This window comes from Nonomuraea sp. NPDC050328 (assembly GCF_044459405.1).
Classification (GTDB): domain Bacteria; phylum Actinomycetota; class Actinomycetes; order Streptosporangiales; family Streptosporangiaceae; genus Nonomuraea.
In genome coordinates, this window is sequence record NZ_JBITIW010000002.1 from 478158 (window position 1) to 504905 (window position 26748).

General features: G+C 73.2%; 26 protein-coding genes and 1 riboswitch. Of the genes, 16 read left to right on the forward strand and 10 right to left on the reverse strand.

From position 1 onward, the window contains the following. Window positions 1-4: 4 nt before the first annotated feature. The 3 genes from ACIBG7_RS08395 to ACIBG7_RS08405 are packed head-to-tail and all read left to right on the forward strand — an operon-like array spanning window position 5 to window position 2801. Window positions 5-1006, forward strand: coding sequence for a FecCD family ABC transporter permease (locus ACIBG7_RS08395; RefSeq protein WP_397335645.1), 1002 nt, complete (start codon window positions 5-7; stop codon window positions 1004-1006). Continuing rightward, window positions 1003-2016 carry a FecCD family ABC transporter permease gene (locus tag ACIBG7_RS08400; protein WP_397335646.1) on the forward strand — a complete coding sequence of 338 codons (1014 nt, stop codon included), beginning with the start codon at window positions 1003-1005 and terminating at the stop codon, window positions 2014-2016. Before ACIBG7_RS08395 ends, ACIBG7_RS08400 begins: the two co-directional genes overlap by 4 nt. Further along, entirely contained in the window at window positions 1995-2801 is an 807-nt protein-coding gene (locus ACIBG7_RS08405) for an ABC transporter ATP-binding protein (RefSeq protein WP_397335648.1), read from the forward strand. The genes ACIBG7_RS08400 and ACIBG7_RS08405 overlap by 22 nt, the downstream gene beginning before the upstream one ends. A gap of 1 nt (window position 2802) precedes the next feature. Here ACIBG7_RS08405 and ACIBG7_RS08410 read toward each other — a convergent pair whose 3' ends face one another. From ACIBG7_RS08410 to ACIBG7_RS08430, 5 genes are all read right to left on the reverse strand, one after another. Next, window positions 2803-3642 carry an alpha/beta fold hydrolase gene (locus ACIBG7_RS08410; RefSeq protein ID WP_397335649.1) on the reverse strand — a complete coding sequence of 280 codons (840 nt, stop codon included), beginning with the start codon at window positions 3640-3642 and terminating at the stop codon, window positions 2803-2805. A gap of 78 nt (window positions 3643-3720) precedes the next feature. Further along, complete coding sequence (locus ACIBG7_RS08415; protein ID WP_397335650.1) at window positions 3721-4716, reverse strand: sporulation protein; 996 nt, start codon at window positions 4714-4716, stop codon at window positions 3721-3723. Window positions 4717-4742: 26 nt separating this feature from the next. Continuing rightward, window positions 4743-6935 carry an alpha-L-fucosidase gene (locus ACIBG7_RS08420; protein WP_397335651.1) on the reverse strand — a complete coding sequence of 731 codons (2193 nt, stop codon included), beginning with the start codon at window positions 6933-6935 and terminating at the stop codon, window positions 4743-4745. Window positions 6936-7214: 279 nt separating this feature from the next. Beyond that, window positions 7215-9614: a helicase-associated domain-containing protein gene (locus ACIBG7_RS08425; protein WP_357932094.1), complete on the reverse strand. Its 2400-nt coding sequence runs from the start codon at window positions 9612-9614 to the stop codon at window positions 7215-7217. Window positions 9615-9691: 77 nt separating this feature from the next. Beyond that, a complete protein-coding gene (locus tag ACIBG7_RS08430; protein WP_357932092.1) occupies window positions 9692-10189 on the reverse strand; it encodes an ATP-binding protein in 498 nt (165 codons plus the stop codon). Between the two features lie 156 nt (window positions 10190-10345). On the opposite strand from ACIBG7_RS08430, the gene ACIBG7_RS08435 reads away from it, so the two are divergent. From ACIBG7_RS08435 to ACIBG7_RS08450, 4 genes are all read left to right on the forward strand, one after another. Next, window positions 10346-11206, forward strand: coding sequence for a helix-turn-helix transcriptional regulator (locus ACIBG7_RS08435; protein ID WP_357932157.1), 861 nt, complete (start codon window positions 10346-10348; stop codon window positions 11204-11206). Continuing rightward, on the forward strand, window positions 11207-11443 hold the full coding sequence (locus tag ACIBG7_RS08440) for a DUF397 domain-containing protein (RefSeq protein WP_357932089.1): 237 nt from the start codon (window positions 11207-11209) through the stop codon (window positions 11441-11443). Window positions 11444-11554: 111 nt separating this feature from the next. After that, window positions 11555-11800, forward strand: coding sequence for a hypothetical protein (locus tag ACIBG7_RS08445; RefSeq protein ID WP_357932086.1), 246 nt, complete (start codon window positions 11555-11557; stop codon window positions 11798-11800). 33 nt (window positions 11801-11833) lie between these two features. Beyond that, the gene (locus tag ACIBG7_RS08450) at window positions 11834-12580 is read left to right on the forward strand and encodes a hypothetical protein (protein ID WP_357932083.1); all 747 of its coding nucleotides are present in this window, start codon (window positions 11834-11836) and stop codon (window positions 12578-12580) included. 24 nt (window positions 12581-12604) lie between these two features. On the opposite strand, the gene ACIBG7_RS08455 is transcribed toward ACIBG7_RS08450, so the two are convergent. Beyond that, window positions 12605-13180, reverse strand: a complete 576-nt coding sequence (locus ACIBG7_RS08455; protein WP_397335652.1) for a histidine phosphatase family protein — start codon at window positions 13178-13180, stop codon at window positions 12605-12607. A gap of 11 nt (window positions 13181-13191) precedes the next feature. Next, window positions 13192-14091: a TIGR03621 family F420-dependent LLM class oxidoreductase gene (locus ACIBG7_RS08460; RefSeq protein WP_397335653.1), complete on the reverse strand. Its 900-nt coding sequence runs from the start codon at window positions 14089-14091 to the stop codon at window positions 13192-13194. Window positions 14092-14135: 44 nt separating this feature from the next. On the opposite strand from ACIBG7_RS08460, the gene ACIBG7_RS08465 reads away from it, so the two are divergent. The 3 genes from ACIBG7_RS08465 to ACIBG7_RS08475 are packed head-to-tail and all read left to right on the forward strand — an operon-like array spanning window position 14136 to window position 16995. Continuing rightward, window positions 14136-14891: a phytanoyl-CoA dioxygenase family protein gene (locus ACIBG7_RS08465; protein WP_397335654.1), complete on the forward strand. Its 756-nt coding sequence runs from the start codon at window positions 14136-14138 to the stop codon at window positions 14889-14891. Further along, window positions 14876-15865 carry a phosphotriesterase gene (locus ACIBG7_RS08470; protein WP_397335655.1) on the forward strand — a complete coding sequence of 330 codons (990 nt, stop codon included), beginning with the start codon at window positions 14876-14878 and terminating at the stop codon, window positions 15863-15865. Before ACIBG7_RS08465 ends, ACIBG7_RS08470 begins: the two co-directional genes overlap by 16 nt. Continuing rightward, window positions 15811-16995 carry a cytochrome P450 gene (locus ACIBG7_RS08475; protein ID WP_397335656.1) on the forward strand — a complete coding sequence of 395 codons (1185 nt, stop codon included), beginning with the start codon at window positions 15811-15813 and terminating at the stop codon, window positions 16993-16995. The genes ACIBG7_RS08470 and ACIBG7_RS08475 overlap by 55 nt, the downstream gene beginning before the upstream one ends. 13 nt (window positions 16996-17008) lie before the next feature. Here the strand turns inward: ACIBG7_RS08475 and ACIBG7_RS08480 are convergent, their stop codons facing one another. After that, the gene (locus ACIBG7_RS08480; RefSeq protein WP_397335657.1) at window positions 17009-17671 is read right to left on the reverse strand and encodes a hypothetical protein; all 663 of its coding nucleotides are present in this window, start codon (window positions 17669-17671) and stop codon (window positions 17009-17011) included. A gap of 55 nt (window positions 17672-17726) precedes the next feature. On the opposite strand from ACIBG7_RS08480, the gene ACIBG7_RS08485 reads away from it, so the two are divergent. From ACIBG7_RS08485 to ACIBG7_RS08510, 6 genes are all read left to right on the forward strand, one after another. Then, window positions 17727-18581 carry a Gfo/Idh/MocA family oxidoreductase gene (locus tag ACIBG7_RS08485; protein WP_357932063.1) on the forward strand — a complete coding sequence of 285 codons (855 nt, stop codon included), beginning with the start codon at window positions 17727-17729 and terminating at the stop codon, window positions 18579-18581. A gap of 2 nt (window positions 18582-18583) precedes the next feature. Then, a riboswitch (cobalamin riboswitch) is annotated at window positions 18584-18704 on the forward strand. A gap of 242 nt (window positions 18705-18946) precedes the next feature. After that, on the forward strand, window positions 18947-19753 hold the full coding sequence (locus ACIBG7_RS08490; RefSeq protein ID WP_397335658.1) for an ABC transporter substrate-binding protein: 807 nt from the start codon (window positions 18947-18949) through the stop codon (window positions 19751-19753). A gap of 4 nt (window positions 19754-19757) precedes the next feature. After that, window positions 19758-20780: an iron ABC transporter permease gene (locus ACIBG7_RS08495; RefSeq protein WP_357932058.1), complete on the forward strand. Its 1023-nt coding sequence runs from the start codon at window positions 19758-19760 to the stop codon at window positions 20778-20780. Further along, on the forward strand, window positions 20780-21553 hold the full coding sequence (locus ACIBG7_RS08500) for an ABC transporter ATP-binding protein (RefSeq protein ID WP_357932054.1): 774 nt from the start codon (window positions 20780-20782) through the stop codon (window positions 21551-21553). Before ACIBG7_RS08495 ends, ACIBG7_RS08500 begins: the two co-directional genes overlap by 1 nt. Further along, window positions 21550-22197 (forward strand): adenosylcobinamide amidohydrolase, encoded by a 648-nt coding sequence (locus ACIBG7_RS08505; protein ID WP_357932051.1) that lies wholly within the window; start codon window positions 21550-21552, stop codon window positions 22195-22197. The genes ACIBG7_RS08500 and ACIBG7_RS08505 overlap by 4 nt, the downstream gene beginning before the upstream one ends. 110 nt (window positions 22198-22307) lie before the next feature. Further along, entirely contained in the window at window positions 22308-23105 is a 798-nt protein-coding gene (locus ACIBG7_RS08510; protein WP_357932048.1) for a hypothetical protein, read from the forward strand. A gap of 11 nt (window positions 23106-23116) precedes the next feature. Here the strand turns inward: ACIBG7_RS08510 and ACIBG7_RS08515 are convergent, their stop codons facing one another. Both ACIBG7_RS08515 and ACIBG7_RS08520 read right to left on the reverse strand, forming a co-directional pair. Then, on the reverse strand, window positions 23117-24703 hold the full coding sequence (locus ACIBG7_RS08515; RefSeq protein WP_397335659.1) for a hydantoinase B/oxoprolinase family protein: 1587 nt from the start codon (window positions 24701-24703) through the stop codon (window positions 23117-23119). Next, the gene (locus tag ACIBG7_RS08520; protein WP_397335661.1) at window positions 24700-26682 is read right to left on the reverse strand and encodes a hydantoinase/oxoprolinase family protein; all 1983 of its coding nucleotides are present in this window, start codon (window positions 26680-26682) and stop codon (window positions 24700-24702) included. Before ACIBG7_RS08520 ends, ACIBG7_RS08515 begins: the two co-directional genes overlap by 4 nt. Window positions 26683-26748: the final 66 nt, after the last annotated feature.

Here is a 26748-nt window from a genome sequence, read left to right on the forward strand (position 1 = left end):
CACCGTGAAAGCCCCGCCGGCCACCGGCCGGCGGGTGCTGCTTTTCGCCGGGGCCGTGCTGGCCCTGGCGCTGGCCGTGCTGGCCAGCATCGCCTTCGGCAGCCATCCCACCTCGCTCGGCGACGTGGTGGCCGTCCTGTCCGGCACCGCCGACCCGAACCTGGTGACGGTGGTCGAGAGCCGCTACCCGCGCACCGCGCTGGGCATCCTCGCCGGGCTCTGCCTGGCCGTCGCGGGCACGCTCATGCAGGGCGTCACCCGCAACCCGCTGGCCGACCCCGGCCTGCTCGGCATCACCGCCGGAGCCTCGGCCGCGGTCGTCACCTCGATCGCCTTCCTCGGCGCGGCCGGCCAGGGCGGCGCGGTCTGGTGGGCGCTGCCCGGCGCGCTGCTGGCCGGCCTGGTCGTGCACGTCATCGGCTCGGCCGGCGGGGGCGGCGGCGTGGCCCGGCTCGTGCTGGCCGGCGCGGTGGTCACCGCCGTGCTCTCGGCCTACGTCCAGGCGGTCACGCTCAGCCTGCCGCGCGTCTTCGACAGCTACCGCTACTGGGTGGTCGGCGCGCTGGGCGGGCGCGACTTCCCGGTCCTGTGGTCGGTGCTCCCGCTGGCCGTGGCCGGGCTGGTGCTCGCCGTCCTGCTCGCCCCCGGCCTCAACACCCTCGCGCTGGGCGACCAGTCCGCCGCCGCGCTCGGCGCCAGCCCCGCCCTGATGCGCGCCGGCGGCCTGCTGGCCGCGATCCTGCTCAGCACCGCGGCCACCGCCGCCGTCGGGCCGATCGCCTTCGTCGGGCTCGCCGTCCCGCACATCGCGCGGGCCATGTCCGGGGTGGACATGCGGGCGCAGATCGCCTTCTCCGCCGTCGTCGGGCCCGCCCTGCTGCTCCTGGCCGACGTGGCCGGCCGCATCGTGCTCCAGCCCCAGGAACTCATGGTCGGCGTGATCACCGCGTTCATCGGCGCGCCCGCGCTGCTGCTGGCCGTACGCCGGATGCGGGGCACCTCGTGAGCCGGATCGTCCGCATCCCGATCGCGCGGGCCGCCGTCGTGACCTTCGCCGCGTTGCTGGCCTGCCTGCTGGCCGCGAGCGTGGCCACCTTCACCCTGGGCCGGCTCGGGCTGAGCGTCGAGGACCTGTACACCGCGCTCACCCAGGGCGCGGCCGACGGCAAGCAGGCCTTCGTCCTCGAACGGCTGCGCGGACCCCGCCTGGTCGTCGCCCTCGGCGTCGGCGTCGCGCTCGGCCTGGCCGGGGCGCTCTTCCAGACCGTCACCCGCAACCCGCTCGGCAGCCCCGACGTCATCGGCCTCAGCGCCGGAGCCGGAGCGGGCGCCGCCTTCGTCGCGCTGCTCCTGCCCGGCGTCGTGCCCACCCCGCTCGGCGCGCTGGCCGGGGCGGCGCTGGCCATGCTCGTGGTGTACCTCGCCACCGGCTCCGGCTTCCGCCACCCCGGCCGGCTCATCGTCGCCGGCATCGGCGTGCACGCCATCGGCGTCGCGATCATCCAGTACGTGGTCTACGCGGTCGAGCGCGACAAGGCCACCGTGCTCACCGCCTACGTCAACGGCAGCCTCAACACCCGCTCCTGGGAGCAGGCGCTGACCATCTGGGTGGTGCTGGCGGCGGTCGTCCCGTTCGCCATGCTCGTCTCGCAGCGGCTGAACGTCTCGGAGTTCGGCGACGAGCTGGCCGCCGGCCTCGGCGCCGAGCCCAAGAGCGCCAGGACCGCCGCCGTCGTGCTGGCCATCGTGCTCAGCGCGGGCGCGGTCACGGTGGCCGGGCCGATCTCCTTCATCTCGCTCACCGCCCCGCAGATCGCCCGGCGGCTGACCCGGCTGCCCGGCCCGCACCTGACGCTCTCCGCGCTGACCGGCGCGCTCCTGCTGGTCCTGGCCGACCTCGCCGCGCAGCAGCTCCCGCTGCCCACCGCGCTGCCGGTCGGCATCTACACCCTGGCCCTCGGCGGCCTCTACCTCGGCTACCTGCTGATCCGTGAATGGCGAAAGGGAACCCTGTGAGCCTGGCAGCCCGCGATCTCACCATCTCGTACGGCGGAGCCCCCGTCGTGCGGGACCTGACCCTCGACCTCCCCGCCGGCGAGTTCACGATGATCATCGGGCCGAACGGGTGCGGCAAGTCGACCCTGCTCAAGGCGCTGGGCCGGGTGCACAAGCCCGCCTCCGGCCAGGTCCTGCTCAACGGCAAGGACCTGTGGTCCTACCGGGGCCGGGAGGCCGCGCGGCACGTCGCGCTGCTGCCGCAGAACCCGCTCGCCCCCGAGGGCATCACCGTCGGCGCCCTGGTACGGCGGGGCCGCTACCCGCACCACACGCTGCTGCGCCAGTGGTCGCCCGGCGACGAGAGCGCGGTGGCCTTCGCCCTGGACCGCACCGGCCTCGGAGACCTCGCGCACGCCCAGGCCGGCCAGTTGTCCGGCGGACAGCGCCAGCGCGCGTGGATCGCGATGGTGCTGGCCCAGCAGACCGAGCTGCTCCTGCTCGACGAGCCGACCACCTTCCTGGACATCGCCCACCAGTACGACCTGCTGGAGCTGTGCCGCGAGCTGCACGCCGAGGGCCGCACCATCGTGGCCGTGCTGCACGACCTCAACCAGGCGGCGCGCTTCGCCACCCACCTGATCGTCATGCACCGGGGGCAGGTCGTCGCGCAGGGGCCGCCCGCCGAGGTGGTCACCTCCGAGCTGGTCCAGGAGGTGTTCCAGCTCGGCTGCGACGTGCTGCCCGATCCCCGGACCGCGACGCCCATGGTGGTGCCGCACTCGCGGGCGACTCCGGTCGCGTAGCTCAGCGCGCCGCGAAGCTCAGCAGCAGGTCGCCGGTCGCCTCGGGCGCTTCCAGCATGGGCAGGTGCCCGACGCCGGGCAGCAGCTCGACCCGGGCGCCGGGCACCGCCTCGTACCGGCGCGCGGAGGACGGCTCCCAGCGGGGGTCGGCGGCGCCGAAGATCACCAGCACCGGCAGGCCGAGGCCGGCCAGCCGCTCGGGCACGCCGCGCTCGGCGAGGTACTCGGTGTTGCGGCGCAGCACGGTCCGCATCACGGGGTAGGAGATGCCGCGGACGTCGGCCACCACGTCGTCCGGGAGGTTCACCGGGAGCGCGGCGGTCGCGCTGATCCCCTTGCGGATCAGCGCATCCGAGCGCCTCGACCACACCAGCGGGCCCAGCGGAGGGGCCAGCATGATCCGGAGGATGAGCGGCTGCCGGAGAAGCGCGTCCGGGCTCGGGCCGCTGCTGATCAGGGCCAGCGAGCCGACGAGGTCGCGGCGGCGTTCGGCCAGCGCGGTGGCGACGTAGCCGCCGCTGGAGTGCCCGGCCACGGTGACGTGCCGCAGGCCGAGCTCGTCCAGCAGCGCCGCCACCTGGGCCGCCTGCGCGGGCACCTCGTACGACGAGGCGGGCGGGGACTGGCCGCAGCCCGGCAGGTCGACCCGGATGACGTGATGGCGGGCCGCCAGCGCCGGGACCATCGGCTGCCAGAACCCGCTCGAGGCGCCCGAACCGTGGATGAGCAGCAACGGCGGCGCCTGTCGTGGCCCGTCGTGGACCACGTGCATGCCGTGCGAGTGCTCGATGGTGCGCCCAGTTGTGTGCTCGGTTGTGTGCTCGGTTGTGTGCTCGGTCATGCTGGGAGCATGACCGGGTGGCCGGCCGCCCGTCTTGGACGAATGTTCCCGCGGCCGGCCGCCCGGTCTACGGCCGGGTCACCAGTCGCCGCCCTCGTCGCCGCCGTCGAAGACCTCCTCGGCGGCCTCTTCCACGACCTCCTCCACGACCTCGCCGACGATCAGGCCGCCGGCCACGCCCGCCGCGACGCCGACGGCCACGCCGCCGAAGCCGCCGCCCTCGTGGTGGCCGGACAGGCCGTGCGGCCGGTAGTGCGGCGTGCCGTACGAGCTGAGGCCGGTCAGCCACTCGCGCAGCCGCAGCGGCCAGTCGGTGCGCAGCGCCTCCTCGTGGGTGAGGGCGAAGCGGCCGATGGCGTCGTCGGTGTAGTGCCCGCCCGCCTTGTCCGCCTCGATGACCACGTCGAGGGTGTGCGGGGTGGCCACGAAGGTGATCTCGATCTCGCCGACCGGCGCCTGCGCCGGCGGGTGGAACTCGATCTCCTGGTAGAACGGCAGCTCCTGGCGCACCCCGTACAGGCTCCCCGCCTCCAGGTCGGCGGACTTGACGCGGAAGCCGAGGTCGAGCAGCGCCTCCAGGATGGCCCGCTGCGAGGGCAGCGGCTCGACGGCGAAGACGTCCAGGTCACCCTTGTCCACCGCCTTGGCGATGGCCAGCTCGGTCCGGACGCCGACCGCCATCCCGGTCAGCGGCCGGCCGCCGATCCGGGTGACCGGCGTCTCCCAGGAGGTCGGCAGCTCGAAGCCGATCACCTTCTGCTCGCCCTTGGCCAGCGTGAACGGGCCGGAGACGCGCACGCTCCCGAACTCCGACAGCGCGCCGGACTCGGCCTCGCCGTGCTCCACCTCGATCCGGGCGACGAGGTGGAGGGTGACGTGCTCGATCTCGGCGTCGAAGTCGCCGCCGGCCAGCCGTACCTCACCGGACAGCGAGCCGCCCGGCTGGATGCTCGGCGTGGCCAGGACGGTGTCCACCGAGGGCGCGCCGACGCCGAAGGCACCCAGCATGCGTTTGAAGACCACGAGCTTGTTCTCCTGTCGGATGTGCGGATCTGCGTCCAGGTGAACGATCATGCCGGGTGCCGGGTTCCTGCGTGCGGTCAACGCCCTCTGACACGCACCTCGGCCAGGGTGAGCGGGTGCGTCTCCGAGGCGAGCTGGATCCGGACGTACCGTCCGGTCGTGCCCGCGGGCAGCTTGACCGTGCTCGGCCGGCCGGCCTGCTCCCGCACGTGCACCGCGGTCACGCCGGGCGCGGAGCGGGCCTCCTCCAGGCCGTCGGCGGTGATCGGCTGCTCGGAGGCGATCACCCAGTAGTCACGCAGCCGGTCGGCGCAGCAGTCGGTGCGGTTCCAGATCTCGACGCTGTCCAGGGACGCCGCCGCGCCCAGATCGACCTGCCACCACGCCTGCCTGGCCGGCTCGGCGGTGTGGCTGACCGAGCCGGCCCAGAAGGCGCCATCGGTGTTGCCGTCCACCGCCCGCGAGGCCGGCGCGTCGTAGCCGGTGCTCTGCTGCGTCGCCGGCTTGCCCTGTGCCAGGTCCGGCAGGACCACCGAGACGGGGATGGAGTACGGCACGCGCAGCCGCCCGGTCTTGAGCGTCGCCTGGAGGCTCAGGTCGGCCGGCTGCGCGCCCTCGGGCACGCTCACGCTGACCGGCACCTCCACGCTCGCGCCCGGCTCCACGTGGCCGAGCCGGCTGGTGGCCGGGGTGACGGTCCAGCCCTCGGGCGCGGCCACGGACAGCGTCGCCGCGCGCATCGGCCGCGAGCCGGTGTTGGTGACGGTCACCTTGCCGGTGACGCTCTGCCCGGCCTGCACGTGCTGCGGCACGTCGTCGGCGAAGCGGGGGAGGGCCGCCACACCCGGCGTCTCGATCTTGAAGGAGTAGGCCCACTGCCCGGTCTCGGCCGGGGTCGTGACCACCACGCGGCCCTGCCCGTCCCGGGTCCACGGCAGCGCGCCGCCGTCGGAGCCGAGCAGCGTGATCCGCGTCCCCGGGCCGACCGGCACGTCCGCGCCCAGGGTGAGCTGCTCGCCTGGCCACTTCAGCGCGGTCGCGTACAGGGCGCCGTCCTTGACCGTGTACCTGAGGTCGTCGGGGCCGCCCTTCTCCTCGGCGCGCGTCCAGTACGTCGTGCCGTACATCGCCTCGCCGTTGACCTTCAGCCACGCGCCCATGTCGAGCAGCCGCTGCCGCTGCAGCTCGGGGATGGTGCCGTCGGCCTTCGGGCCCACGTTGAGCAGCAGGTTGCCGTTCTTGCTGACGATGTCGACGAAGGAGTCCACGAGCTGGTCGGAGGTCAGGTAGTCCTCGACCGGCTCGTTCTGGTTGAAGCCGTAGGAGTGCGCGATGCCGCGGCTGGACTCCCACTTGACCGGGTCGATGTCCGGCTTGACGGAGTACTCCGGCGTCTGGAAGTCGAGCTCGGGGCTCTCCAGCGCGCCGCTCTCGATCTTGCAGCGGTTGGCGACGGCCACTTCCTTGCCCGCCTTGGCGGCCTTGTTGTAGTAGTCCGCGATCACCCCGGCGGTCTGCCACTGCGCGGCCGAGCGGTCCCACTGGCCGTCGCACCACAGGATGTCCGGGTCGTAGCCGTCGATCAGCTCGCGCATCTGCGGGAGCATGTAGTCCTTGACGTAGTCGCCACCCTGCTGCCCGCCCGTGTACGGCACCGGCTGGCCCGTGTAGGGGTTGCGCGCGGGCTGCCCGGTGAACTGCGGGTTGTACCACTCCATCAGCGAGTAGTAGAAGCCCGCGCGCAACTTCCCGTCCTTGCGGGCCGCGGTGAACAGCTCCTTGGCCAGGTCGCGCTTCGGCCCCATCGCCACCGTGTCCCGCTCGCTCACCTTGCTGTCCCACAGGGCGACGCCCTCGTGGTGCTTGGAGGTGAGCACGAAGTACTTGGCCCCGGCGTCGTTGAACAGCTTCACCCAGTCGGCCGGGTCGAACTTCTCCGCCTTCCACTGCTGGGCGAACCGGTCGTAGTCGGCGTCCTCCCCGTAGGTCGCCCGGTGGTAGGCGTTGGTCGCGTTGCCGGGGGAGTTCATGTAGTACCAGTACCACTCCGCGTAGCTGCCCCTTGGACCCCAGGCGGGGACGGAGTAGGCGCCCCAGTGCAGGAAGATGCCGAACTTGTCGTCGTTGAACCACTTAGGGGTCGGATGGCTGTTCAACGACTCTACGGTTGGCTCGTAGGGGTCGGGGATGGTCTGGGCTTCGGCTTGGGCCGGGATACATCCGATGACGAGGAGGGTGGAGAGGGCGAGGATGCGCTTCAGGCGGAGCATGGCACTCCTATGTGGGGGGAGAGATCGGATGAAACATAACCCGATCTTTCGTTTGCTCACAAGGGAGATCGGCGAATGTGCGGGGACTCATCGGAGGTTTCTGTAGGTCATCCGCGGATCGTCTGGGGCCGCACACGGGAAGCTCCTGGTCGCCCTCGGCTGCGCTCCCGGCCTTATGGGGGCCTCGTGGTGAAGTGCTTCATCCCGGTGGAGTGGGGGTGTGGGGGGGGCTCCGCCCCCACGAAGAACGGCCCGAGCCCGAAGGGCGAGGCCCGAATGTCAGAAGGCGCCGCGGACCTCGACGATGTCGGCGAGGGGGAACTCCAGGTAGTCCCCCGCCTCCTCGCACCAGGCGTCCAGGGTGGCGCCGCGGAGTTCGCCGTGGCTGACGGTCGCGGTGAGGCCGTCGGTGAGGCGGATGCCGGCCCGCACCCCCCGGTCCACGACGAAGCCGAGGAGCGACTGCTGGGCGGTGGGCAGCCGGGTGGCCATCCGCCCGATGACCGCCCAGGTGCGGCCGTGCTGCTCGCCGTCGGTCTGGGTGGCGACGAGGCGTTTGGCGTGCTCGTGCGGGTCGGGGGTGGGCTCGGCGATGATGTACGGCGGAGCCACCTCGGCGACCTGACCGCCGGGCAGGAGGATCAGCTTGCCGTTCTGCTGCCGCTCGGCGGGTTCGGTGAGCAAGGTCCGCCGGATGGTGATCTCGCCGGTGTCGGCGACGGGCACGGGGGCGTAGCCGTTGTCGCGCAGGGCGTTGAGGGTGCGTTCGGCGGGCGCGGAGCTGACGAGCACGGTGGGGGCGAGCAGCCGCAGGCCGAGCCGGGTGAGCCGGCGGTGGGCGGCGATCTCGGCGAGCAGCGCCGGGTCGGATGCCTGGACGATGCAGCCGACGGTGGTGACGGTGACCTCGCCGTGCCGGCGGGCGACGTCGCGGACGAGGTAGTCGAGGGCTTGCGGCACGGTGCCGACGCCGGCGAGTTCTTCGAGCAGTTCGTCGGCGTCGTGGCCCTGGTCGAGGGCGCTGCGCACGCTCTCGGGGGTGAAGCGCCACACCGAGGCGGCGCCCCGGGCTTCGCGTTCGGCGACCCGGTCGAGGAGGGCGGCGAGTTCGGCCGAGGGCGGCCCGGTCACGACCGCGGTGAGGTCGGGGCCGAACAGGGCGCTCCGCCGTACGCTGGCCAGGGCCCGGGTGGAGGCCTCCATGAGCGCGGGGTCGTGCTCGACGGCGGGCACGGAGTCGGCGTTCTCGTCGCCGGCCTTGCCGGCCAGCCCGGCCAGGGCGCGGCCGAGGTCGGTGAGGGCGTTGTTGGCCAGGACGCCGAGCAGCCGGGCCTCGTCGAGCACGGCCGGCGCGCATTCGGCGAGGAGCGCCTGGTCGAGGAGGGGGGCGTGCCAGTGCACGGCCCGCACCAGGCCGCCGCGGTCGGCGAAGGCGGTGCCGGCCGGCAGGTGCGCCAGGACCTGCACGACGGCTCGCCGTACCCGGGCGACCGAGGGGCCGGCCTGGTCGTCGCCGAGGGCGGTGGGGTACTTGCCGTCGATCTTGCGCAGCGAGGAGCGCTCCATCCGCCACCAGGCCGACAGCAGCACGCGCAGCCGGGCGGCGCTCTCGTCGAGCCGCCAGCGGTCGAAGCGGTCGGTCGGCACCATGCCGCCGGACTTCTCGTCCCAGGCCAGTAGCCGGGCGACGGCGCAGACCTCCAGCAGGAGCCGGGTCTCGTCCTCGTCGCAGCCGGTCTCCTTGGCCAGCCGGCGTACCTCGCGCACGCCGACGCCGCCGGTCTTGAGCAGCGGCAGCGGCGTCTTGGCGGCGTTGTCGAGCAGCGCGGCGCACCGTTCCACCAGGTGCGGGGCGGCCAGGGTCATGAGGTGGTCGACCTCTTCGGGATCGACCGGCAGGGTGGCGACCTCGGGGGCGTCGGGCGTGAAGGGCGGGTGGTAGTCGCCGCCCCGCACGCTCAGCGCGACCTCGCGCGGCATCTCGGCGACGTGCCAGTTGGGCCGGTAGAGCAGGCCGTGGTCGGAGGCCCAGCGTTCGGGGGCGCCGGGGGCGACGAAGCGGTTGCCGTCCACGTCGCGGATGGGGCCGTCCCAGGCGAACTCCTCCAGCAGCCGCCGCGTGCCGGGCGGGGCGTTGGTGAGCAGCGCGGCCAGCCGGTGCTCGTCGCCGAGGACCTCGGCGACCTGGGCGATGGTGCGCCGCCGGTTGCCGTGCGGGGGCAGGCCGAGGTTGCGCGAGAGCAGGCGCAGGGTGTCGTTGGAGATCGTCCAGGAGTTCAGGTAGTGGTCGAGCGGCTCGCCGAGGCCCAGCGGCGCGGTCCACCAGCGGGCGACCGCCTCGGCCAGGTGCACCCGGCCGTCACGGTCGGGCCAGGCCAGCGCGTTGTCGTAGAGGCGGTCGAGCCAGCGGGTGACCTCGGCGGGCGTCGCGTCGAGGAAGGCGGCCAGCCGGTCGACCGTGGGGTTGTCGAGCACCAGGCAGGTCTGGGCGAGTTCGAGGCACGGCAGGGGGAGGTTGCGCATGGCCTCCATGACGGCGAAGCCGTTGCCCAGCCGCTGGGCCAGGGACTCCAGCCGCCGGGGCCAGGGGGCCGCGATGGCGTCCTGACGGTTCGTGAGAACGCGGGCAAGCCTGTCTTCGTCGAGTGTTCGCAGCCAGCCGAGCAGGTGATCATCCATCGGTCAGCACTCTCAGGGGTCGCGCGCGGGACTCGCCGTGAGCCATGACCATCCACGGTAGTGCAGATCAACGCCCGTCAGGAGAGGACTGCCCAGACGATCTTCCCTTTTGGTGAGAGCGCCGACCAGCCCCAGCGGAGGCTGACCGAGTCCACGATGTGCAGGCCCAGACCGCCCACATCGAGCGGCCCGCCGTACCTCAGGACCGGGACCTTCGGCCCCGGGTCGGTGAAGGCGCAGGTCACCAGGGCGCCCCGCCGTACCAGTGACATCTGTACGGCAGGCGGAGCCGACCCGAGCGACAGGCCGTGCCGTAAGGCGTTGGTGGCCAGCTCGGAGACGACGAGCTCCATGGTCTCGATGACGCCCTCCAGCCCCCAGCCGGCGAGCACGCCGGAGGTGAAGCTGCGGGCGCTGTGGACCGAGGAGGCGTGCGGCGGGAGGGCGAAGGTGGCGCTCGCGACCGGCCCCGGAGGGTGTTCCAGGAGGTCACGGGCGGCTTCGGGCCACCAGCCGACCGGCGGCCACCAGTCGAAGGTGGTCCAGGTGGAGCTCGTGGACTGCACGACGATCATTCTGATGCAGAATGTCGTGCATGTGCAAGATCGGATGCACGTGCAGAAGCCCGGTGCATTCGCTACGGTTGCCGCAGGAAAAAGGGAACTGCGGGGGAAAGGAACCCTTCCTGGCAGACTATTGACTCAGGACCGACTAAGGAGCAGCACGTGTCCATGGATCCGCCGGGAACCGGTTCGACCGTTCGGCGCATCATGCTCGGAGCCAGCCTGCGCCGACTGCGCGAGAGTGTCGGGCTGGAGCGGGACGAAGCCGGATTCCACATCAGAGCGTCGGCGTCGAAGATCAGCCGCATGGAGCTCGGACGTGTCGGCTTCAAGACGCGTGACGTCGAAGACCTGCTCACCCTGTACGGCGTCGTCGACGGCGCCGAACGCCGCGCGCTGCTGGAGATGGTGCGCGAGGCCAACACCCCGGGCTGGTGGCACAAGTACTCCGACGTCCTGCCGCAGTGGTTCACCACCTACGTGGGGCTGGAGGAGGCCGCGGCGCTGATCCGCACCTACGAGGTGCAGTTCGTCCCCGGCCTGCTCCAGACCGCCAACTACGCCCGGGCGGTCTACCAGCTCGGCAACCCGGACAAGACTCCCGACCAGATCGAGAAGCTCGTGCACGCGCGCATGCAGCGCCAGCAGCGCTTCACCCAGAAGGACGGCCCGCGCCTGTGGGCGGTGATCGACGAGGCCGCCCTGAAGCGGATCATCGGCGGGAGGCAGGTCATGGCCGAGCAGCTCCAGCACCTTCTGCACGTCGCGACCCTTCCGCACATCACCATCCAGGTGATGCCGTTCAAGTTCGGCTCGCACGCGGCCGAGGGCGGCGCCTTCAGCATCTTGCGCTTCCCCGAGTCCGACCTGTCGGACGTCGTCTACGTCGAACAGCTCTGGGGTGCCCTGTACCTGGACAAGCGTGAGGAGATCGACCCCTACCTCACCGCCATGGATCAACTGTGCGTGGAGAGCACCACGCCGGGCGGCACCGTCGAGCTCATCGACCGCCATCTCAGAAAGATGTAGATGAAGCACACCTACAACGGCATGCCCGCCACCGACCTGCAGCAGGTCGACTGGCGGAAGAGCCGCTACAGCAACTCGCAGGGCAACTGCGTGGAGCTCGCCGAGCTCCCCGACGGCGGGATCGCGGTCCGCAACTCGCGCTTCCCCGAGGGCCCCGCGCTGATCTATACCCGCGACGAGATCCGGGCCCTGGTGCTCGGGGTCAAGGACGGCGAGTTCGACAGCCTCCTGGTGTGACTCTGTCCGCGGCCGGCGCGGAAATGCGGAGTTAACCTCCGGCGGATCCGTTAACGCGGATGCGCCGGAGGCGTAACCGGTCAAGATCGGACGCCGGGCACCATCGATCCCATGCTCGACCAGATGACTCTCTACCCGATCGCCGACGACGTGCTGATCGCCCCGGGCGGCAAGGTCGTCGTCCGCACGTACGGCATCGCCGCCGACCCCGCTGGAATCGCTTACCGGACCTGGGTCACCGGCCTGCGGGACCAGCCGCGCTACTGGCACTGGGGCCGGTTCGAGGAGGCCGCCTCCGGCCACCGGCAGGTCCTGGACTGGCTCACCGGACGGGGGCCGCAGCCGATGGTAGCCTAGCAATCGCTTGGTATTACCTGGCGAGGAGGCCCCGTGCGCCGCGGCATCTACCTGATCGAAGAAGTCGACTTCCGGCCCATGAACGCCCGCCGGCCCCTCGACTACCTGGACTGGCTGACGCGTTACAAGCGCGAGGACCGCGAACGCGCCACCCACGCCCTGACCAGCGGCATGTCGATCCGCTCCCGCGACATCGACCTCGCCGGGGCCTTCTACGCCGTCGGCATCACCGGGCACCGCCAGTTCAAGGTGATCACCCTGTGGGAGTGCCACGGCGGCTGGGAGGGCGGCTGGCGGCAGATGATGGAGATCTACGACCGGGTCGACGACAAGCTCTTCCTGTCCGACATCGACGACCTGCGCTTCTCCGCCGTCTCCCGGCCCCTGGGCTCCGTCCCCGGCACACCCGTGCTGGGGGAGGCGGTCGCGCCGCTCTACCTCTACGAGCGCGCCCGGGTACGGCCCGGCAGCGCCCTCGACTACCTGGAGGCCGTCCGGACCGAACGCGAGCCGGTGCTGCGCGAGCACGGGCACACCCTGGTGGGGCTGTACGAGGTCCTCTTCGCCGACAGCGAGGTGGTCACCCTATGGGCCGTCTCCCTGGACGACCACCTCGCCACCCAGCGCGCCCGCGACGCCGCCCTCGGGCTGGACGACGAGGTGGAGGGCGACCCGCGGCTGCTGGAATGGGGGCGGCGGGCACGCCACTTCCTTGACGGGCCTTGGCGGGAAACCCTCCTGGTCCCCTACCCCGGCTGCCGCCTAGCCCCTGCCCCCTGACCTCCGCTCTCGTCCGGGCCGTGGTCAGACGGGGGCGTTCCAGGTGAGGAGGACGGGCTTGGCGTGCTCGAAGCCCGTGCGGGAGTAGGTGCCGGTGTCCAGGCGGAAGAAGCGCCCGTCCTCCGGCGGAAGGCCGAGCCACCGGGCGGCGAGCACGCGCAGGAAGTGCCCGTGGGCGACCAGGGCGACGGTCCCGGGTTCACGGAGGGCACGGGCGATGACGCGGTCGGCGCGGGCGCCGACGTCGGCGGCGCTCTCGCCGGGCGTCGTGCCGGGGATCACGCCGTCACGCCACAGGTACCAGTCCGGCCGGTCCTCGCGGATCCGGGGCGTGGTGATGCCCTCGTAGCCGCCGTAGTCCCACTCCCACAGGTCGGGGTCGATCTCGTAGTCGGTCAATCCGGCCAGGTCGGCGGTACGCCGCGCGCGGGCGGCGGGGCTGACCAGCACAAGCCCGAAGGTGCGCGCCTTCACCACGGGGGACAGGGCCCGCGCCTGGTCCTCGCCGTGCGGGGTCAGCGGCAGGTCGGTCCGGCCGGTGTGCCGCCCGTTCTTGCTCCACTCGGTCTCGCCATGCCTGAGCAGCACCATCTCATCCATACCGCCATCATCTACGTCCCGGCGAGTTCTTCCACGACCGGGGTCAGCGCGGGCAGGTCGCGTTCGTGGTGGACGGCGAAGTAGGACAGGTCGTGGGTGTCGCGCCAGTGCCGGAGGCGGTCGCGGATGTCGGCCGAGGTGCCGGGGAGCACCTGCGGGGTGCCTTCGAGGGCGGCCGAGCGGGCGGCGCTCCACGGCTCCTCGGGGCGCGGTTCGCCGGCACGCAGGATGCTGGTGCCCAGTTCGAGGCCCGGGTAGCGGGGCGCGGCGCGGAGCCGGGCCAGCTTGGCGAGGAAGGCGGCCTCGCCGCCGTCGCCGGGGTCGGGGCCGCTGCCGTCGGCGCGGATGCGCATGGTCAGGTGGACGGTGTCGGCCTCGCGGGCGGCCAGGTCGAGCAGGCGCGGCCCGCCGCCGCCGAGCAGGAGCCGGGGCTGCCGGCCGGGCAGGGGCCACTGCTCCAGGCCGTCGACGCGGTAGTGCTCGCCGTGGTGGGTGAAGGGCCCGGGCGTCCAGAGCCCTTTGAGCACGGTGATCGCCTCCGCCAGCCGCGCCAGCCGCACCCCCGGCGGATCGTACGGCAGGCCCGCCGCGCCGTACTCGCCGGCCATCCACCCGGTGCCCAGCCCCACCTCCAGCCGCCCGCCGGACAGCAGGTCGAGCGTGGCGGCCTCCTTGGCCAGCACCGCCGGGTGCCGGAAGTCGTTGGCCAGCACGAGCGTGCCGACCTTGAGCCGGGTGGTCGCGCACGCGGCGGCGGTGAGCGCGGCCAGCGGCGCGAAGCGCGGCCCGACCAGGTGGTCGGGAACGAGCAGGACGTCGAAGCCGGTGTCCTCCAGCCGCCGCGCCGCCTCGCGCCAGGCCCGGGCCGACTCGGCCCCGCGCAGCACCGCCGCGAATCTGAACCGCCGCATGAGCGGACTTTACCAAGCGCTTGCTACGAGCAACACTGGGGCGCATGGAGATGCGCCGGGTCACCGAGGCCGAGGCCGCCGCCTTCGACCGCGACGGCTGGGCGCACCTGCCCGGCCTGGTGGATCCCGCCACCGTCGCCGACCTGGCCGAACGCGCCAGGGCCCGGCTCGCGAGCCGTACCACCCGCCACGCGGGCCGGGTGGACGAGGCCTTCGGCCAGTCCCGCGACGTGGCCGCCGAGGACGAGCGCTTCGGCGCGGTGATGACCGCCTTCGGCCCGAGCGCGGTCGAGCTGCTGCACGGGGTGGCCGCGGTCCGGGTCCAGGTCAGCAACCTGCTGGTCAAGGAGCCGGGCGAGCACGGCGAGACCGCCTTCCACCAGGACTTCCCGTGGATGCCGATGGACCGCTCGGCCATGCTCACGCTGTGGCTGGCGCTGGTGGACGTGCCCGCCGAGATGGGCTCGCTGCGCTTCTTCACCGGCTCGCACACCCGCGGGCTGCTCGGCCGCAGCTTCCTGCGCGCGGGCGACGACCAGCTCAGCGTGCATCCCTGGCTGCGCGAGCACGACCTGTCGCCGCCCCTCGACCTGGCCGCCGGGGACGCCACCGTGCACCACTCGCTCACCGTGCACGGGGCGCCCGCCAACCGGCTGGGCCGGGCCCGGCTGTCGTTCACCGCCACCTACTTCGACGCCGCGACCCTCTACACCGGCGCGCCGTACGCGCAGACCGACGGGCTCGGCCTGACGGTCAACGAGCCGTTCGAGCACGAGAGGTTCCCGTGCCTGAGACCGTGAGGGGTCCCGTCGCCGACCTCGGCGCCACGCTCATGCACGAGCACGTCTTCGGCCTGAGCCCGGAGATCCTCTGGAACTGGCCGGACATCCCCGAGCAGCGCGACGTCGAGCAGGCGGCGGCCAAGCTGGAGGCGCTCCGGGCCGAGGGCATCGACACCATCGTCGACCTGACCGTGGTCGGCCTGGGCCGCTACGTCCCGGCGGTGCAGGAGGTGGCCGCGCTCACCACGGTCAACATCGTCGCCGCCACCGGCCTGTACACCTACGACGCGCTGCCGCCGTACTTCGGCAACCGCGGCCCCGGCTCGCTGTTCGGCGGGCCCGACCGGCTCGCCGGGTTCTTCGTCCGCGACCTCACCGAGGGCATCGGCCGCACCGGCGTGAAGGCGGCGATCCTCAAGTGCGCCACCGACCGCCCCGGCATGACGCCCGGCTGCGAGCGCGTCTTCCGCGCGGTGGCCGAGGCCCACCTGGCGACCGGCGCGCCGATCAGCACGCACAGCCACGAGCCCGGCGGCCTGGAGCAGCAACGGCTGCTGGCCGCCTGCGGCGTGGACCTGAGCCGCGTGATCATCGGCCACGCCGGTGACTCCACCGACCTGGCCTACCTGGAGGAACTGCTGGCCGCGGGCTCCTACCTGGGCATGGACCGCTTCGGCCTGGACGCGATCACGCCCTTCGAGCAGCGCGTGGCCACCGTCGCCGCGCTGTGCGAGCGCGGCCACGCCGGCCGGCTGGTGCTGGGCCACGACTCCTACTGCTTCAACGACCGCTTCGACGCCGAGGTGGTACGGCGGCGCCACCCGAACTACCACCTGCTGCACCTCACCCGCGACGTGCTGCCCGAGCTGCGCCGGCGGGGCGTCACCGCGGAGCAGATCGACCAGATGCTCGTCGCCAACCCGCGAAGGATCCTCGGATGGACTTCGACGTCACCGCCGCCTGGCACGTCGCCTCGCCGTACGCCTTCCTGAGCCGGCTGCGCCGCGAGCAGCCGGTCTTCCGCAGCGAGCACCTGGGCGCGTACGTGCTGACGCGCTACGCCGACGTGCGGGCGGCCTACGGCGACCCCCGCCGGTTCTCCTCGCGCGGCTCGCTGACCATCTCCCGCAGCCTGACCGAGGAGACCCGGGCCAAGCTGGGTGAGCACGGCTCGTTCCTGTCCAGCTTCGTGGCCAACGTGGACCCGCCCGACCACACCCGGCTGCGCCGCTCGGTCTCGCGCGCCTTCACCCCGCGCGCGGTGGCGGCGCTGGAGCGGGAGTTCCGCCGGCTCAACGAGGAGCTCCTGGACCGCGTCGAGCCGCGCGGCGAGGCCGACTTCGTCACCGACCTGGGTCACGAGCCGTCGGTCCGGCTGACCGCCGGCTTCATCGGCGTCCCCGCGGCCGACGAGGCGTTCGTCCAGGCCAGGGTGAAGGACTGGTTCCAGCTCTTCCTGTCGCCCCAGCCGCCGGAGCGGCAACTGGAGCTGGCCGGGAGCTTCCTGACCTACCTGGACTACGTGGACCGGCTGGTGGCGCGGCGCCGCGACGAGCCGCGCGAGGACTTCGTGACCCTGATGACCCGCAGCGGGCTGGCCCACCGCGAGGTGGTGGAGCTGATCTCCACCATCCTGCTCGGCGGCAACGACACCGTGCCCAACCAGCTCGGCAACAGCGTCCACCGGCTGCTGCGCGAGGGGCTGTGGCCGGTGCCGGACGAGCTGCTGGCGGGGGCGGTCGAGGAGTGCATGCGCATCGACGGGGCCTCGCTCGGCTCCTTCCGCTACGCCGCCGCCGACGTCGAGCTGCACGGGGTCACCATCCCGCGCGGCGCGCTGGTGCTGTTGTCGAGCGACTCGGCCGGGCACGACGAGAGCGTCTTCCCCGACCCGGAACGTTTCGTGCCGGACCGGCCCAACGCCGACGCCCACCTGGTCTTCGGCTACGGCATCCACTTCTGCGTGGGGGCCGCGCTGGGCCGGTTGCAGCTTCGCACCGCCCTGGAGGTGCTGGGGCGGCGCCTGCCGTACCTGCGGCTGACCGGGGGAGCCCCCAGCTACCGCAGGTCGCTGGTGGGACGCGGGCTGACCTCGCTCCCGGTCGCCTGGACCAGGACCTGAGCCGCCCCCGGCCTCAGCGGACCGGCTGCTTGAGCAGGCTCAGGGCCACGCCGCCCATCCCGACGACCATGATCGCCCACGGCACCGCGGCCAGCAGCGTGGACAGGCCCAGGATCCAGGGCAGCGGCACCAGCACCGGCGCGACCACCAGCGCGATCGCCGCCCAGGCCGGCGCGGTGCGGCCGAGCAGGGCCGCCAGGCCGAGCAGGAGCAGCCCGAGCATCGCGGCGAACCAGAGCAGGCCGAGCGGCGAGGTGGGCAACCCGTCGACGTAGACCTGCTCGATCCTGGTGATCGTGGGCACGTCGAGGCCCGCCTTGTGCGCGGCGTAGATGAGGTCGTCGCTGTCGGTGGAGATCGGGACGGCGAGGCTGAAGGCCAGGATCGTGCCGACCAGGCCGAGCACCGGCCGGCCGGCGCGGGCGACCTTGGAGACGGCCAGCAGCGCCGGGATGATGGTCAGCGCGCCGAGCGCGGCCAGCCAGGCGGCGGTTGGGTAGCTGCCGGCGTGGTCGACCAGGGCCTGCACGTAGGCCTGCCCTTCCGCGGTGGCCTGGATGGGGCTCAGCAGCAGCCCGGCCAGGATGGTGAGCGGCGAGACGAAGGCGCAGGCGATCATCGCGTACCGGGCGAAGGTGTCGGCGCCCGAGCGGGGAGTGGTGGCGAGACCAGTCATGGTACGAGCGTCGGCCGCCCGGAGCCGGCCTGCATGAGTAGGCCATACTCATTCTGTGGAACCGATTTCGGTGGGACTGATCGGGGCGGGGCCCTGGGCCGAGGACGCGCACGCGCCGATGCTGAAGGCGGGGCCGCACACCAGGCTGGCCGGCGTCTGGGCCCGGCGGCCAGAGGCGGCCGCCCGGCTCGGCGCGCCCGTCTTCGAGCGGCTCGACGAGCTGTTCGAGCACTGCGAGGCGGTGGCCTTCTGCGTGCCGCCCGGCGTCCAGGCGGAGCTGGCCGTCCGCGCCGCCCGCGCGGGCAAGGCGCTGCTGCTGGAGAAGCCGCTCGCCGACACTCTGGACAACGCGGTACGGCTGGCCGAGGTGATCGGTGAGACCGGTGTGCCCTCGCAGATGATGCTGACGCTGCGCTACGCCGCGCCCACGCGCGAGTTCCTCAAGCAGGCCGGCGCCGTGCGCCCCTTCGGCGGCAACGCCCTGGTCGTCGGCGGCCTGCTGCGGCACGGCGGCGCCTACGCCACCCCGTGGCGGCTGCAGCGCGGCGTCCTGCTCGACGTCGCCCCGCACTCGCTCGACCTCATGGACGCCGCCCTGGGCACGATCACCGGCGTGCGCGCCCGCGGCAACACGCTGGGCTGGACCGGCCTGCTGCTGGAGCACGAGGGCGGCGCGCTCAGCGAGATGTCCCTCACCATGGCCGCCGGCACCTGGACCTCCCGCTACGCCGTCTTCGGCGCCGAGGGCAGCGCCGAGTTCGGCGGCTACGACGGCGACGACCCGCTCGACGTGATCGCCGCCGAGTTCGCCGAGACCGTACGGCGGGGCGGCGGCCACCCCCTCGACGCCCAGCACGGCCTCCACCTGCAGCGGATCATCGACGACGCCGAGAAGCAGCTCTTGACGTAAGAGCATTCCGGAGAATTGATAGCGTTTGTCCGACGCGCAGAGTTGCAGCGAAGTCCGGTGGGAATCCGGCGCTGTCCCGCAACTGTCATAGCCAGGTCGCCTGCCTCCGCGCTGACGTCATCAACCCTCGTGGAAAAGGGTGATCCGTCGACATCGACGCGGGTCTCTCGGTTCCAGCAGTGAAAGGACTACTCGTGAGGCCCGTAGGAAAGGCTTTCGCGGGTGCGATGCTGGGTGTTCTCGCTCTGGCCGGTTGCGGTCAGAGCACGGGCGCACCGGCGTCCAGTACCCCCGCCTCCGCACCCTCCGCTTCCGCACCGGCGGCATCCGGCTCCGCCTCCCCGCAGGCCGAGGCCGCCTTCCCGGTGACCGTCGAGGCCGGCAACGGCCAGGTCACCATCGCCAAGCGCCCCGAGCGCATCGTCTCGCTCTCGCCCACCGCGACCGAGACCCTCTTCGCCATCGGCGCGGGCCCGCAGGTCGTCGCGGTCGACGACCAGTCGAACTTCCCCGCCGAGGCGCCGAAGACCGAGCTGTCCGGCTTCAAGCCGAACGTCGAGGCGATCGTCGCGCACAAGCCCGACCTGGTCGTCGTCGCCAACGACACCGACAAGGTCGTCGCCGAGCTGACCAAGCTCAGCATCCCGGTCCTGCTGGAGCCGGCCGCCACCAAGCTGGAGGAGGCCTACGACGAGATCGCCGACCTCGGCGCCGCGACCGGCAACCCGGACAAGGCCCAGCAGACCGTCACCACGATGAAGACCGAGCTGGAGCGCCTGGCCGCCGAGGCGCCCAAGGACAAGAAGCTCAGCTACTACCACGAGCTCGACCAGACGCCCTACGCCGCCACCTCCACCACCTTCATCGGCCAGGTCTACAGCCTGTTCGGGCTGGAGAACATCGCCGACAAGGCGCCCGACGCGGCCGGCGGCTACCCGAAGCTCTCGGCCGAGTTCGTGGCCCAGGCCGACCCGGCGCTGATCTTCCTCGCCGACGTCAAGTGCTGCCAGCAGAGCAAGGACACCCTGGCCAAGCGGCCGGGCTGGAAGAACCTGTCGGCGATCAAGAACGACCAGGTGATCCAGCTCGACGACGACATCGCCTCCCGCTGGGGCCCGCGCGTCGTGGACCTGGCCAAGGCCATCTCCGCCGCGGTGGGCAAGGCCGCCTGAGCCGATGAAGGCGACGAGAGCCCGGTTCGTCCCGGTCGCGGCGACGTCCGTCCTGCTCCTGGCGACCATGGTCGCCGGGCTGCTGGGCGGCGCGGCGGACATCTCGCCCGGGCAGGTCGTCGTCCAGGCGCTCGACTGGCTGCCCCTCGTGGACCTCGACTCCGGGCTCAGCCCGGTCGAGCAGGGGCTGCTGTACGAGCTGCGGTTGCCCAGGGTGCTGATCGCGGCCGTGGTGGGCGGGCTGCTGGCCATCGCGGGCGCCGGCTACCAGGGCGTCTTCCGCAACCCGCTGGCCGACCCGTACCTGCTGGGCGCGGCGGCCGGCGCGGGACTGACGGTGACGCTGGTCATCGTGATGGTGCCGGACCCGTCGTTCGGCATCCCGCTGGCCGCCTTCCTCGGCGCGCTGGGCGGGGTGCTGCTCGCCTACGCGCTGGGCAACACCGCGGGCCGCGCCGGCGGCACCGCCACCCTGGTCCTGGCCGGGGTGGCGGTCACCTCCTTCCTGACCGCGATCCAGACCTTCCTCCAGCAGCTCAAGGTCGAGCAGTTGCAGCGCATCTACTCCTGGATCCTCGGCGACGTCGGGGGCGGCTGGGACCAGCTCACGCTGGTGCTGCCCTACGCCGCGCTCTCGGCGGTGGTGCTGCTCCTGCACGGCCGCACCCTCGACGTGCTCTCGGTGGGCGAGGAGGAGGCGACCAGCCTGGGGCTGAACGCCGCCCGGGTGCGCCTGATGGTGCTGCTCGCGGCCTCGCTGGCCACCGCCGCCGCGGTCGCGGTGAGCGGGCTGATCGGCTTCGTCGGCATCGTCGTGCCGCACGTGGTGCGGCGGCTGTTCGGCGGCAGCTACCGCGTGGTGCTGCCGCTCTCGCTGCTGGCCGGGGCCGCCTTCCTGGTGGTCGCCGACCTGGTCGCCCGCACCGTGCTGGCCCCGGCCGAGCTGCCCATCGGGGTCGTGACCATGTTCGTCGGCGCGCCGTTCTTCGTCGCGGTTCTCCGCATGACCAGGAAGGTCACGGTGTGATGATCTCCGTCGACGGGCTGTCGGTGACGCTCGGGGAGCGGCGCGTCCTGCACGACGTCCAGCTCCGCGTCGAGCGCGGCGAGTGGCTCGCGGTCATCGGGCCCAACGGCGCGGGCAAGTCCACGCTGCTGCGCGCCCTGATGGGCCTGATCAAGCACGAGGGCAGCGTCACGCTCGCCGGTGCGGGGGCGGGGCCGCTCAAGCCGCGGGCGCTGGCCCGGCTCGTGGCCTACGCGCCGCAGTCGCCCTCGCTGCCGCCGGACATGACGGTGTTCGACTACGCGCTGCTGGGGCGCACGCCGTACATCCCCTACCTGGGGCGGGAGAGCCGGCACGACCGGGAGGTGACCGCCTCGGTGCTGGAGCGGCTCGACCTCACCGGCCTGGCCGGACGCCAGCTCGAGCGGCTGTCCGGCGGCGAGCGGCAGCGCGCGGTGCTGGCCCGGGCGCTGGCGCAGCAGGCGCCGGTGCTGCTCCTGGACGAGCCGACGACCGCGCTCGACCTCGGGCACCAGCAGCAGGTGCTGGAGCTGGTCGACCGGCTGCGCCGGGCCGACGGGCTGACCGTGCTCACCACGCTGCACGACCTCAGCCTGGCCGCGCAGTACGCCGACTCCCTCCTGCTGGTCGCCGACGGGCGCGCGGCGGCCACGGGCCGCCCGGCCCAGGTGCTGACCGAGGCCTTGGTCAGCCGGCACTTCGGCGCGCATGTGAAGATCGAGCCGGGCCCCGACGGGCGGCCCGTCGTGCATCTGGTGAGAGGCGGGCCATGAGGCTGAGCTACCGCGAGGAGGAGGGCGCGCGGCTGGGCGCGCTGCTGTGGGAGTTCGGGCCGGGCCACCGGGCGATCTCCTCGGCCATGCTGGGCGGCGGCATCGGCCCGGTCTCCTGGGTGCTGAACGCCCAGGTGATCGCGGGCTACTCGCGCATGGACCCGGTCGAGCACCTGCGCTCGCTCGGCCCGGCCGAGGGGCCCGGCGTCGGCATGATGACCGCCGCGCACGTCCCGGCCTTCGTCGAGGCCGAGGACGAGGGCGTCACCGCCGTGGCCACGGTCGGGCTGCGCGTGCCGACCTGGGCCGCCGCCCCGCCCGGCGCGGCCGATCCCGAGCTGCGTCCGATGCGGGTCGGGACGATCAACATCGTCGCCGTGCTGCCGGTGGCGATGACCGACGCGGCGCTGGTCAACGCGGTCATGACGGTCACCGAGGCCAAGTCGCAGGCGCTGGCCGAGACCGGTTTCGCCGGCACCGGCACCGCGTCCGACGCGGTCTGCGTCGTGGTGCCCTCGGCGGGGGAGGAGGAGCTCTTCGGCGGGCCGCGCTCGGTGTGGGGCGCGCGGCTGGCCCGCGCCGTCCACCGCGCGGTACGGCAGGGCGCCACCGAGTGGGAGGCGGTCGCGTCCCGGTTCGCCTGATCGGCGCTGTGCGCATTTGTGCGCAGACGGAAAACGTTTACAGGGCAATCCTGGGAGACGTCGCGGGGGCGGAGAGGCCGTCCCGCGCGCCGTTTCCGAAGGAGAGACCCATGAAGAAGCACCTCCGGCTGGCCGTTCTCACCGCCGCCTCGCTCGCCGCGCTCGGCACGCTGGCCACGCCCGGCCAGGCCGCGATGGACACCTCCCAGGCCCGCGTCCAGCAGAGCAACGGCCGCCTGGAACTCGTGTACACCGGGACCGCCCTGGTCAACGCCGTGACCGTCTCCCGTGACGCCTCGGGCGCCACCGTGGTGGACGACTCGGTGGCCATCACCCCGGGCCCCGGCTGCCAGCCCGGCGCCGACGCCACCGTGGTGCGGTGCAGCGCCGGCGTCACCCGCGTCGTCGCCGACCTCGGCAGTGCCAGCGACCAGTTCACCAGCCTGATCGGCCTGACCGGCACGGTCAGCGGCGGCGAGGGCTTCGACACCTTCCACGCCGGCCGCGCCGCCGGCGCCGCCAGCTCGATCCGGTACGTCGGCGGCAACGGCGGTGACACCGTCAGCTTCGAGCAGGCCACCGACCGCGTGGTGGCCACCCTCGACAACGCCGCCAACGACGGCCGCCCCGCCGTCGACGGCCGCGCGGCCGACACCGACAACGCCGAGGTCGAGCACCTCATCGGCAGCCGCTTCGGCGACACCCTGAGCGGCAACGCGCTGCCCAACCAGCTCACCGGCAACGGCGGCGCCGACACCCTGCGCGGCTTCGGCGGCGACGACCTGCTGCGCGCCGCCGACGGGCTGCGCGACCTGGTCCTCGACTGCGGCGACGGGCCGGACCGGGTCGCGTTCGACTCGGGCAAGGAAGAGCCCTTCCTGAACTGCGAGAACCGCTTCCCGCAGTAGGACCGCGTGCCTCACCCGGCGGCCGGCGGCCCCAGCCCGCCGCCGCCGCTGGTCTCCACCACGAAGGCCTCGCCGGCGGCGAAGCGCACGTTGCCCGCCTTGGACGGCAGGCGTTCCAGCCGCCCGTCCAGGTGCCGCTTGAAGAAGCCGCCGGCCCGGCCCGGCAGCCCGCCCTCGCGGCCCGGCGGGGGCAGCCGGAGCCGGTCGCCGCGGGTGCTGACGTGGCAGTCGGCCAGGAAGCGGAAGACCGTCCTGGTGCCCCGCCCGCCGCGGTCGCGCCCGGCGCCGCCGGAGCCGTCGATGGTCTCGACCGACTCCACCACCAGCGGGCACCGGCTCTCCACCGGCTCCACCTGCGGCACCGAGTTGCGGCCGACACCGAAGTGCACCCCGGTCGCGTCCGGCCCGTCCAGGCCGCGCCGCGCGCCCACCCCGCCGAAGTCGTAGGACAGGTGGATCCAGTACGGCGGGCCGACCGCCGCGACGGAGAACGGCTGCAGGATCCCGCTGGGTGCGATGGCCCGCTCCGGGAGCGCGGTGGACAGCGCCTGGAAGACCGCCTCCATCGCCGCGTAGATCGGCACGAACCGCCCCCCGCACGGGTGCGGCGGCCGGGCGTTCAGCAGCGAGCCCTCCGGCAGCCGGATGTCCAGCGCCCGCAGGCAGCCCTCGTTCATCGGGATCGTGGGGTCGAGGAAGCAGCGCACCGCGAAGACGGCCGCGGCCAGCGACTGCGAGGCCGAGGCGTTGATCGCGGCGGGGACCTGGGGGCCGGTGCCGGCGAAGTCGAGCCGCACCGCGCCGCCGGAGATCTCCACCGCGACCCGGACGGTGTGCGAGCGGTCCAGGTCGAAGCCGTCGTCGTCGATCGGATAAGCCGCCTCGAAGCGGCCTTCCGGCAGCTCGGCGACGGCGGCCCGGGTGCGGGACTCGGCGTGGTCGAGGTAGGCCTCGACGCCCGCGGCCAGGCCCGCCTCGCCGTACTCGGCCAGCAGCCGGTCGAGCCGGGCCGCGGCCACCGCGGTGCCGGCGACCAGGGCGCGGACGTCGCCGATCACCTTGTCGGGGGTGCGGCTGTTGGCGCGCAGGACCGCCTCGATCGCCGGGTCCAGGCCGTCGCGGGTGGCCAGCCGTACCGGGGGGAGCTGGAGGCCCTCCAGGAAGATGTCGGTGGCCAGCGGCGCCATCCCGCCCGCCGACAGGCCGCCCAGGTCGGAGACGTGGATCATCGTGGCGGCGAAGTAGCACGGGCGGCCCGAGGCCCAGACCGGGCGGAAGACCAGCAGGTCGTTGGTGTGCACGCCGCCCCGGTAGGCGTCGTTCATGGCGTAGACCTCGCCCTCGCGCATCCGCTCGGCGGGGATGTCGCGCAGCAGCTCGGGCAGCGCGGTGCGCAGGGCCATGCTGTTCATCAGCGTGGTGGCCACCGACTGGGCCACCAGGCGGCCCTGGGCGTCCAGGACTGCGGCCGAGGCGTCGGAGCCCTCGACGATGAAGGTGGAGTAGGCCGAGCGCACCACCACGATGCTCGCCTCCTCCGCCGCCACCACCAAGGCGTGCCGCAGTACTTCGGCGGTCAGCGGGTCGGGGGCGGTCACGCGGGCCGCCGGTGCAGGCGGAGGCTGGAGTCGGCGGCCAGGCGGGCCTGCCAGCCGGGAGGGATGACGAGGGTGGAGCCGGGGTCCTCGACGATCGCGGGGCCGCGCACGCCGTCGGCTTCGGCGCGGGTCAGCACCGGGGTGGCCACGTACCCGCCGAGCTCGGGGAAGTAGGCGTCCCGGCGCCGCGCGGCGGGCGGCGGCTGGGGCTCGGCCGCCACGACCGGGGCGGCGGGGAAGTCGCGGGCGAGCCGGACACGGTAGGAGACCACCTCGATCTCGCCCTCCTGGTCGATGCCGTAGACCTCGCGGTAGCGCGCGCGGAAGCGGGCGGCCAGCTCGGCGCGCGACTCGCTCCAGTCCACCGTGAGATCGTGTGACTGGCCGTGGAAGCGCACGTCCACGGCCCGCGAGACGCTCACGCCCGGATCGTCCAGGCCGACCTCGAGATCGTCGGCGGCCGAACGGGCGAGCTCGGCGAAGATCGCTTCGGGGTCGGCCGCGCCGAGCCGGGTGCGGACCCGGGAGGTGGCCAGCGGCCCGGCGAGCAGCCCGGCGGCGGAGGCCACGCCGCACAGCGGCGGCACGATCACGTGCCTGATGCCGAACCGCTGGGCGATCCGGCAGGCGTGCACCGGCCCGGCCCCGCCGAAGGCGACCAGCGCGAACCCCCTCGGGTCGATGCCCCGCTGCACGGTGACCACGTGCACGGCCGAGGCCATGGCGGCGTTGACGATCTCGTGCACGGCGTGCGCGGCGGCGGCGCGGCCGACGCCCAGCGGGGCGGCCAGCCGGTCGAGCGCCTTGGCCGCCAGGAGCGGATCCAGCGGCAGCGAGGCCGCCCCGAGGTAGCCGAGCACGAGGTCGGCGTCGGTGACCGTGGGCTCCAGGCCGCCCAGCCCGTAGCAGGCCGGTCCGGGCGAGGAGCCCGCCGAGACGGGGCCGACGCGCAACGACCCGGCCGGGTCCAGCCAGGCGATGCTGCCGCCGCCCGCCCCGACCTCGGCCAGGTCGATGGCGGGCGTGCGGATCGGGATGCCGGTCCCGGCCCGCCGGCCGCCGAAGCTGCCCTTGCCGCCGACGTGGAACTCGCGGGTGATCGCGGGCCGGCCGGCGCGGATGACGCAGGCCTTGGCGGTGGTGCCGCCCATGTCGAACGAGACGGCCTCGCCGTACCGGGCGGCCATGAGCGCGCCGGCGGCCGGGCCGGACTCGATGGTGACCACGGCCCGCCGGGCGGCCAGCGGCGCGGAGACGACCCCGCCGCCGGAGTCCATGACGTAGACCGGCGCGGTGATGCCGAGCGCGCGCAGGGCCTCGCCCAGGCGGGTGAGGTAGGCGGCCATGAGCGGGCCGACCCGGGCCGAGACGAGGGTGGTGGTAGCGCGCTCGTACTCGCGGATCTCGGGCCAGACCTCGGCCGAGGTCACCACGTGCGGGACCGACTCGCGCAGGATGGCCGCGACGCGCTCCTCGTGGGCGGGGTTGGCGTAGGAGTGCAGCAGGCAGACCGCCGCCGAGGTGAGGCCGCGCGCGGTGATCTCCCGGGCGGCCTGCCGTACCGACTCGGGGTCGAGGGGCAGGAGCACCTCGCCGCGGCTGCCGGTGCGCTCGGTGACCTCGAAGCACTCGGCGTCGAGCACCGGGGGAGTGAAGCGCAGGTCGTAGCGGTCCTCCTCGACCCGGGCGTAGCGGCCCAGCGGGATCATCGATCGGAAGCCGCGCGTGGTGACGAAGGCGACGCGGGCGCCGCCGCCCTCCAGGACGGCGTTGGTGGCCAGGGTCGTGGCGTGCACGACGCGGCCGATCCGGGCCGGTTCGGCGACGAGGCGAGTAACGCCGGAGACGATCGCGGCGATGGGATCGTCGGGGGTGGTCAGGACCTTCGCGACCGACGACGAGCCCGTCTCGTCACGCAGGACCACGTCGGTGAACGTGCCGCCGACGTCGATGGCGAGGCCGGCCGAACCGAAGGTCACGGCAGTACGGTAAATCACGTACCAAGCGCTTGTCGCCCTTGACTTCCGCCCATCGGTTGGGACCCT

Bases quoted from the DNA above. Each gene is read 5' to 3' on its own strand.
- ACIBG7_RS08405 (WP_397335648.1), top strand. From the start codon at position 1,995: ATGGCGAAAGGGAACCCTGTGAGCCTGGCAGCCCGCGATCTCACCATC.
- ACIBG7_RS08410 (WP_397335649.1), bottom strand. From the start codon at position 3,642: ATGACCGAGCACACAACCGAGCACACAACCGAGCACACAACTGGGCGC.
- ACIBG7_RS08415 (WP_397335650.1), bottom strand. From the start codon at position 4,716: ATGATCGTTCACCTGGACGCAGATCCGCACATCCGACAGGAGAACAAG.
- ACIBG7_RS08420 (WP_397335651.1), bottom strand. From the start codon at position 6,935: ATGCTCCGCCTGAAGCGCATCCTCGCCCTCTCCACCCTCCTCGTCATC.
- ACIBG7_RS08425 (WP_357932094.1), bottom strand. From the start codon at position 9,614: ATGGATGATCACCTGCTCGGCTGGCTGCGAACACTCGACGAAGACAGG.
- ACIBG7_RS08430 (WP_357932092.1), bottom strand. From the start codon at position 10,189: ATGATCGTCGTGCAGTCCACGAGCTCCACCTGGACCACCTTCGACTGG.
- ACIBG7_RS08435 (WP_357932157.1), top strand. From the start codon at position 10,346: ATGGATCCGCCGGGAACCGGTTCGACCGTTCGGCGCATCATGCTCGGA.
- ACIBG7_RS08440 (WP_357932089.1), top strand. From the start codon at position 11,207: ATGAAGCACACCTACAACGGCATGCCCGCCACCGACCTGCAGCAGGTC.
- ACIBG7_RS08445 (WP_357932086.1), top strand. From the start codon at position 11,555: ATGCTCGACCAGATGACTCTCTACCCGATCGCCGACGACGTGCTGATC.
- ACIBG7_RS08455 (WP_397335652.1), bottom strand. From the start codon at position 13,180: ATGGATGAGATGGTGCTGCTCAGGCATGGCGAGACCGAGTGGAGCAAG.
- ACIBG7_RS08460 (WP_397335653.1), bottom strand. From the start codon at position 14,091: ATGCGGCGGTTCAGATTCGCGGCGGTGCTGCGCGGGGCCGAGTCGGCC.
- ACIBG7_RS08465 (WP_397335654.1), top strand. From the start codon at position 14,136: ATGGAGATGCGCCGGGTCACCGAGGCCGAGGCCGCCGCCTTCGACCGC.
- ACIBG7_RS08475 (WP_397335656.1), top strand. From the start codon at position 15,811: ATGGACTTCGACGTCACCGCCGCCTGGCACGTCGCCTCGCCGTACGCC.
- ACIBG7_RS08480 (WP_397335657.1), bottom strand. From the start codon at position 17,671: ATGACTGGTCTCGCCACCACTCCCCGCTCGGGCGCCGACACCTTCGCC.
- ACIBG7_RS08495 (WP_357932058.1), top strand. From the start codon at position 19,758: ATGAAGGCGACGAGAGCCCGGTTCGTCCCGGTCGCGGCGACGTCCGTC.
- ACIBG7_RS08500 (WP_357932054.1), top strand. From the start codon at position 20,780: ATGATCTCCGTCGACGGGCTGTCGGTGACGCTCGGGGAGCGGCGCGTC.
- ACIBG7_RS08505 (WP_357932051.1), top strand. From the start codon at position 21,550: ATGAGGCTGAGCTACCGCGAGGAGGAGGGCGCGCGGCTGGGCGCGCTG.
- ACIBG7_RS08510 (WP_357932048.1), top strand. From the start codon at position 22,308: ATGAAGAAGCACCTCCGGCTGGCCGTTCTCACCGCCGCCTCGCTCGCC.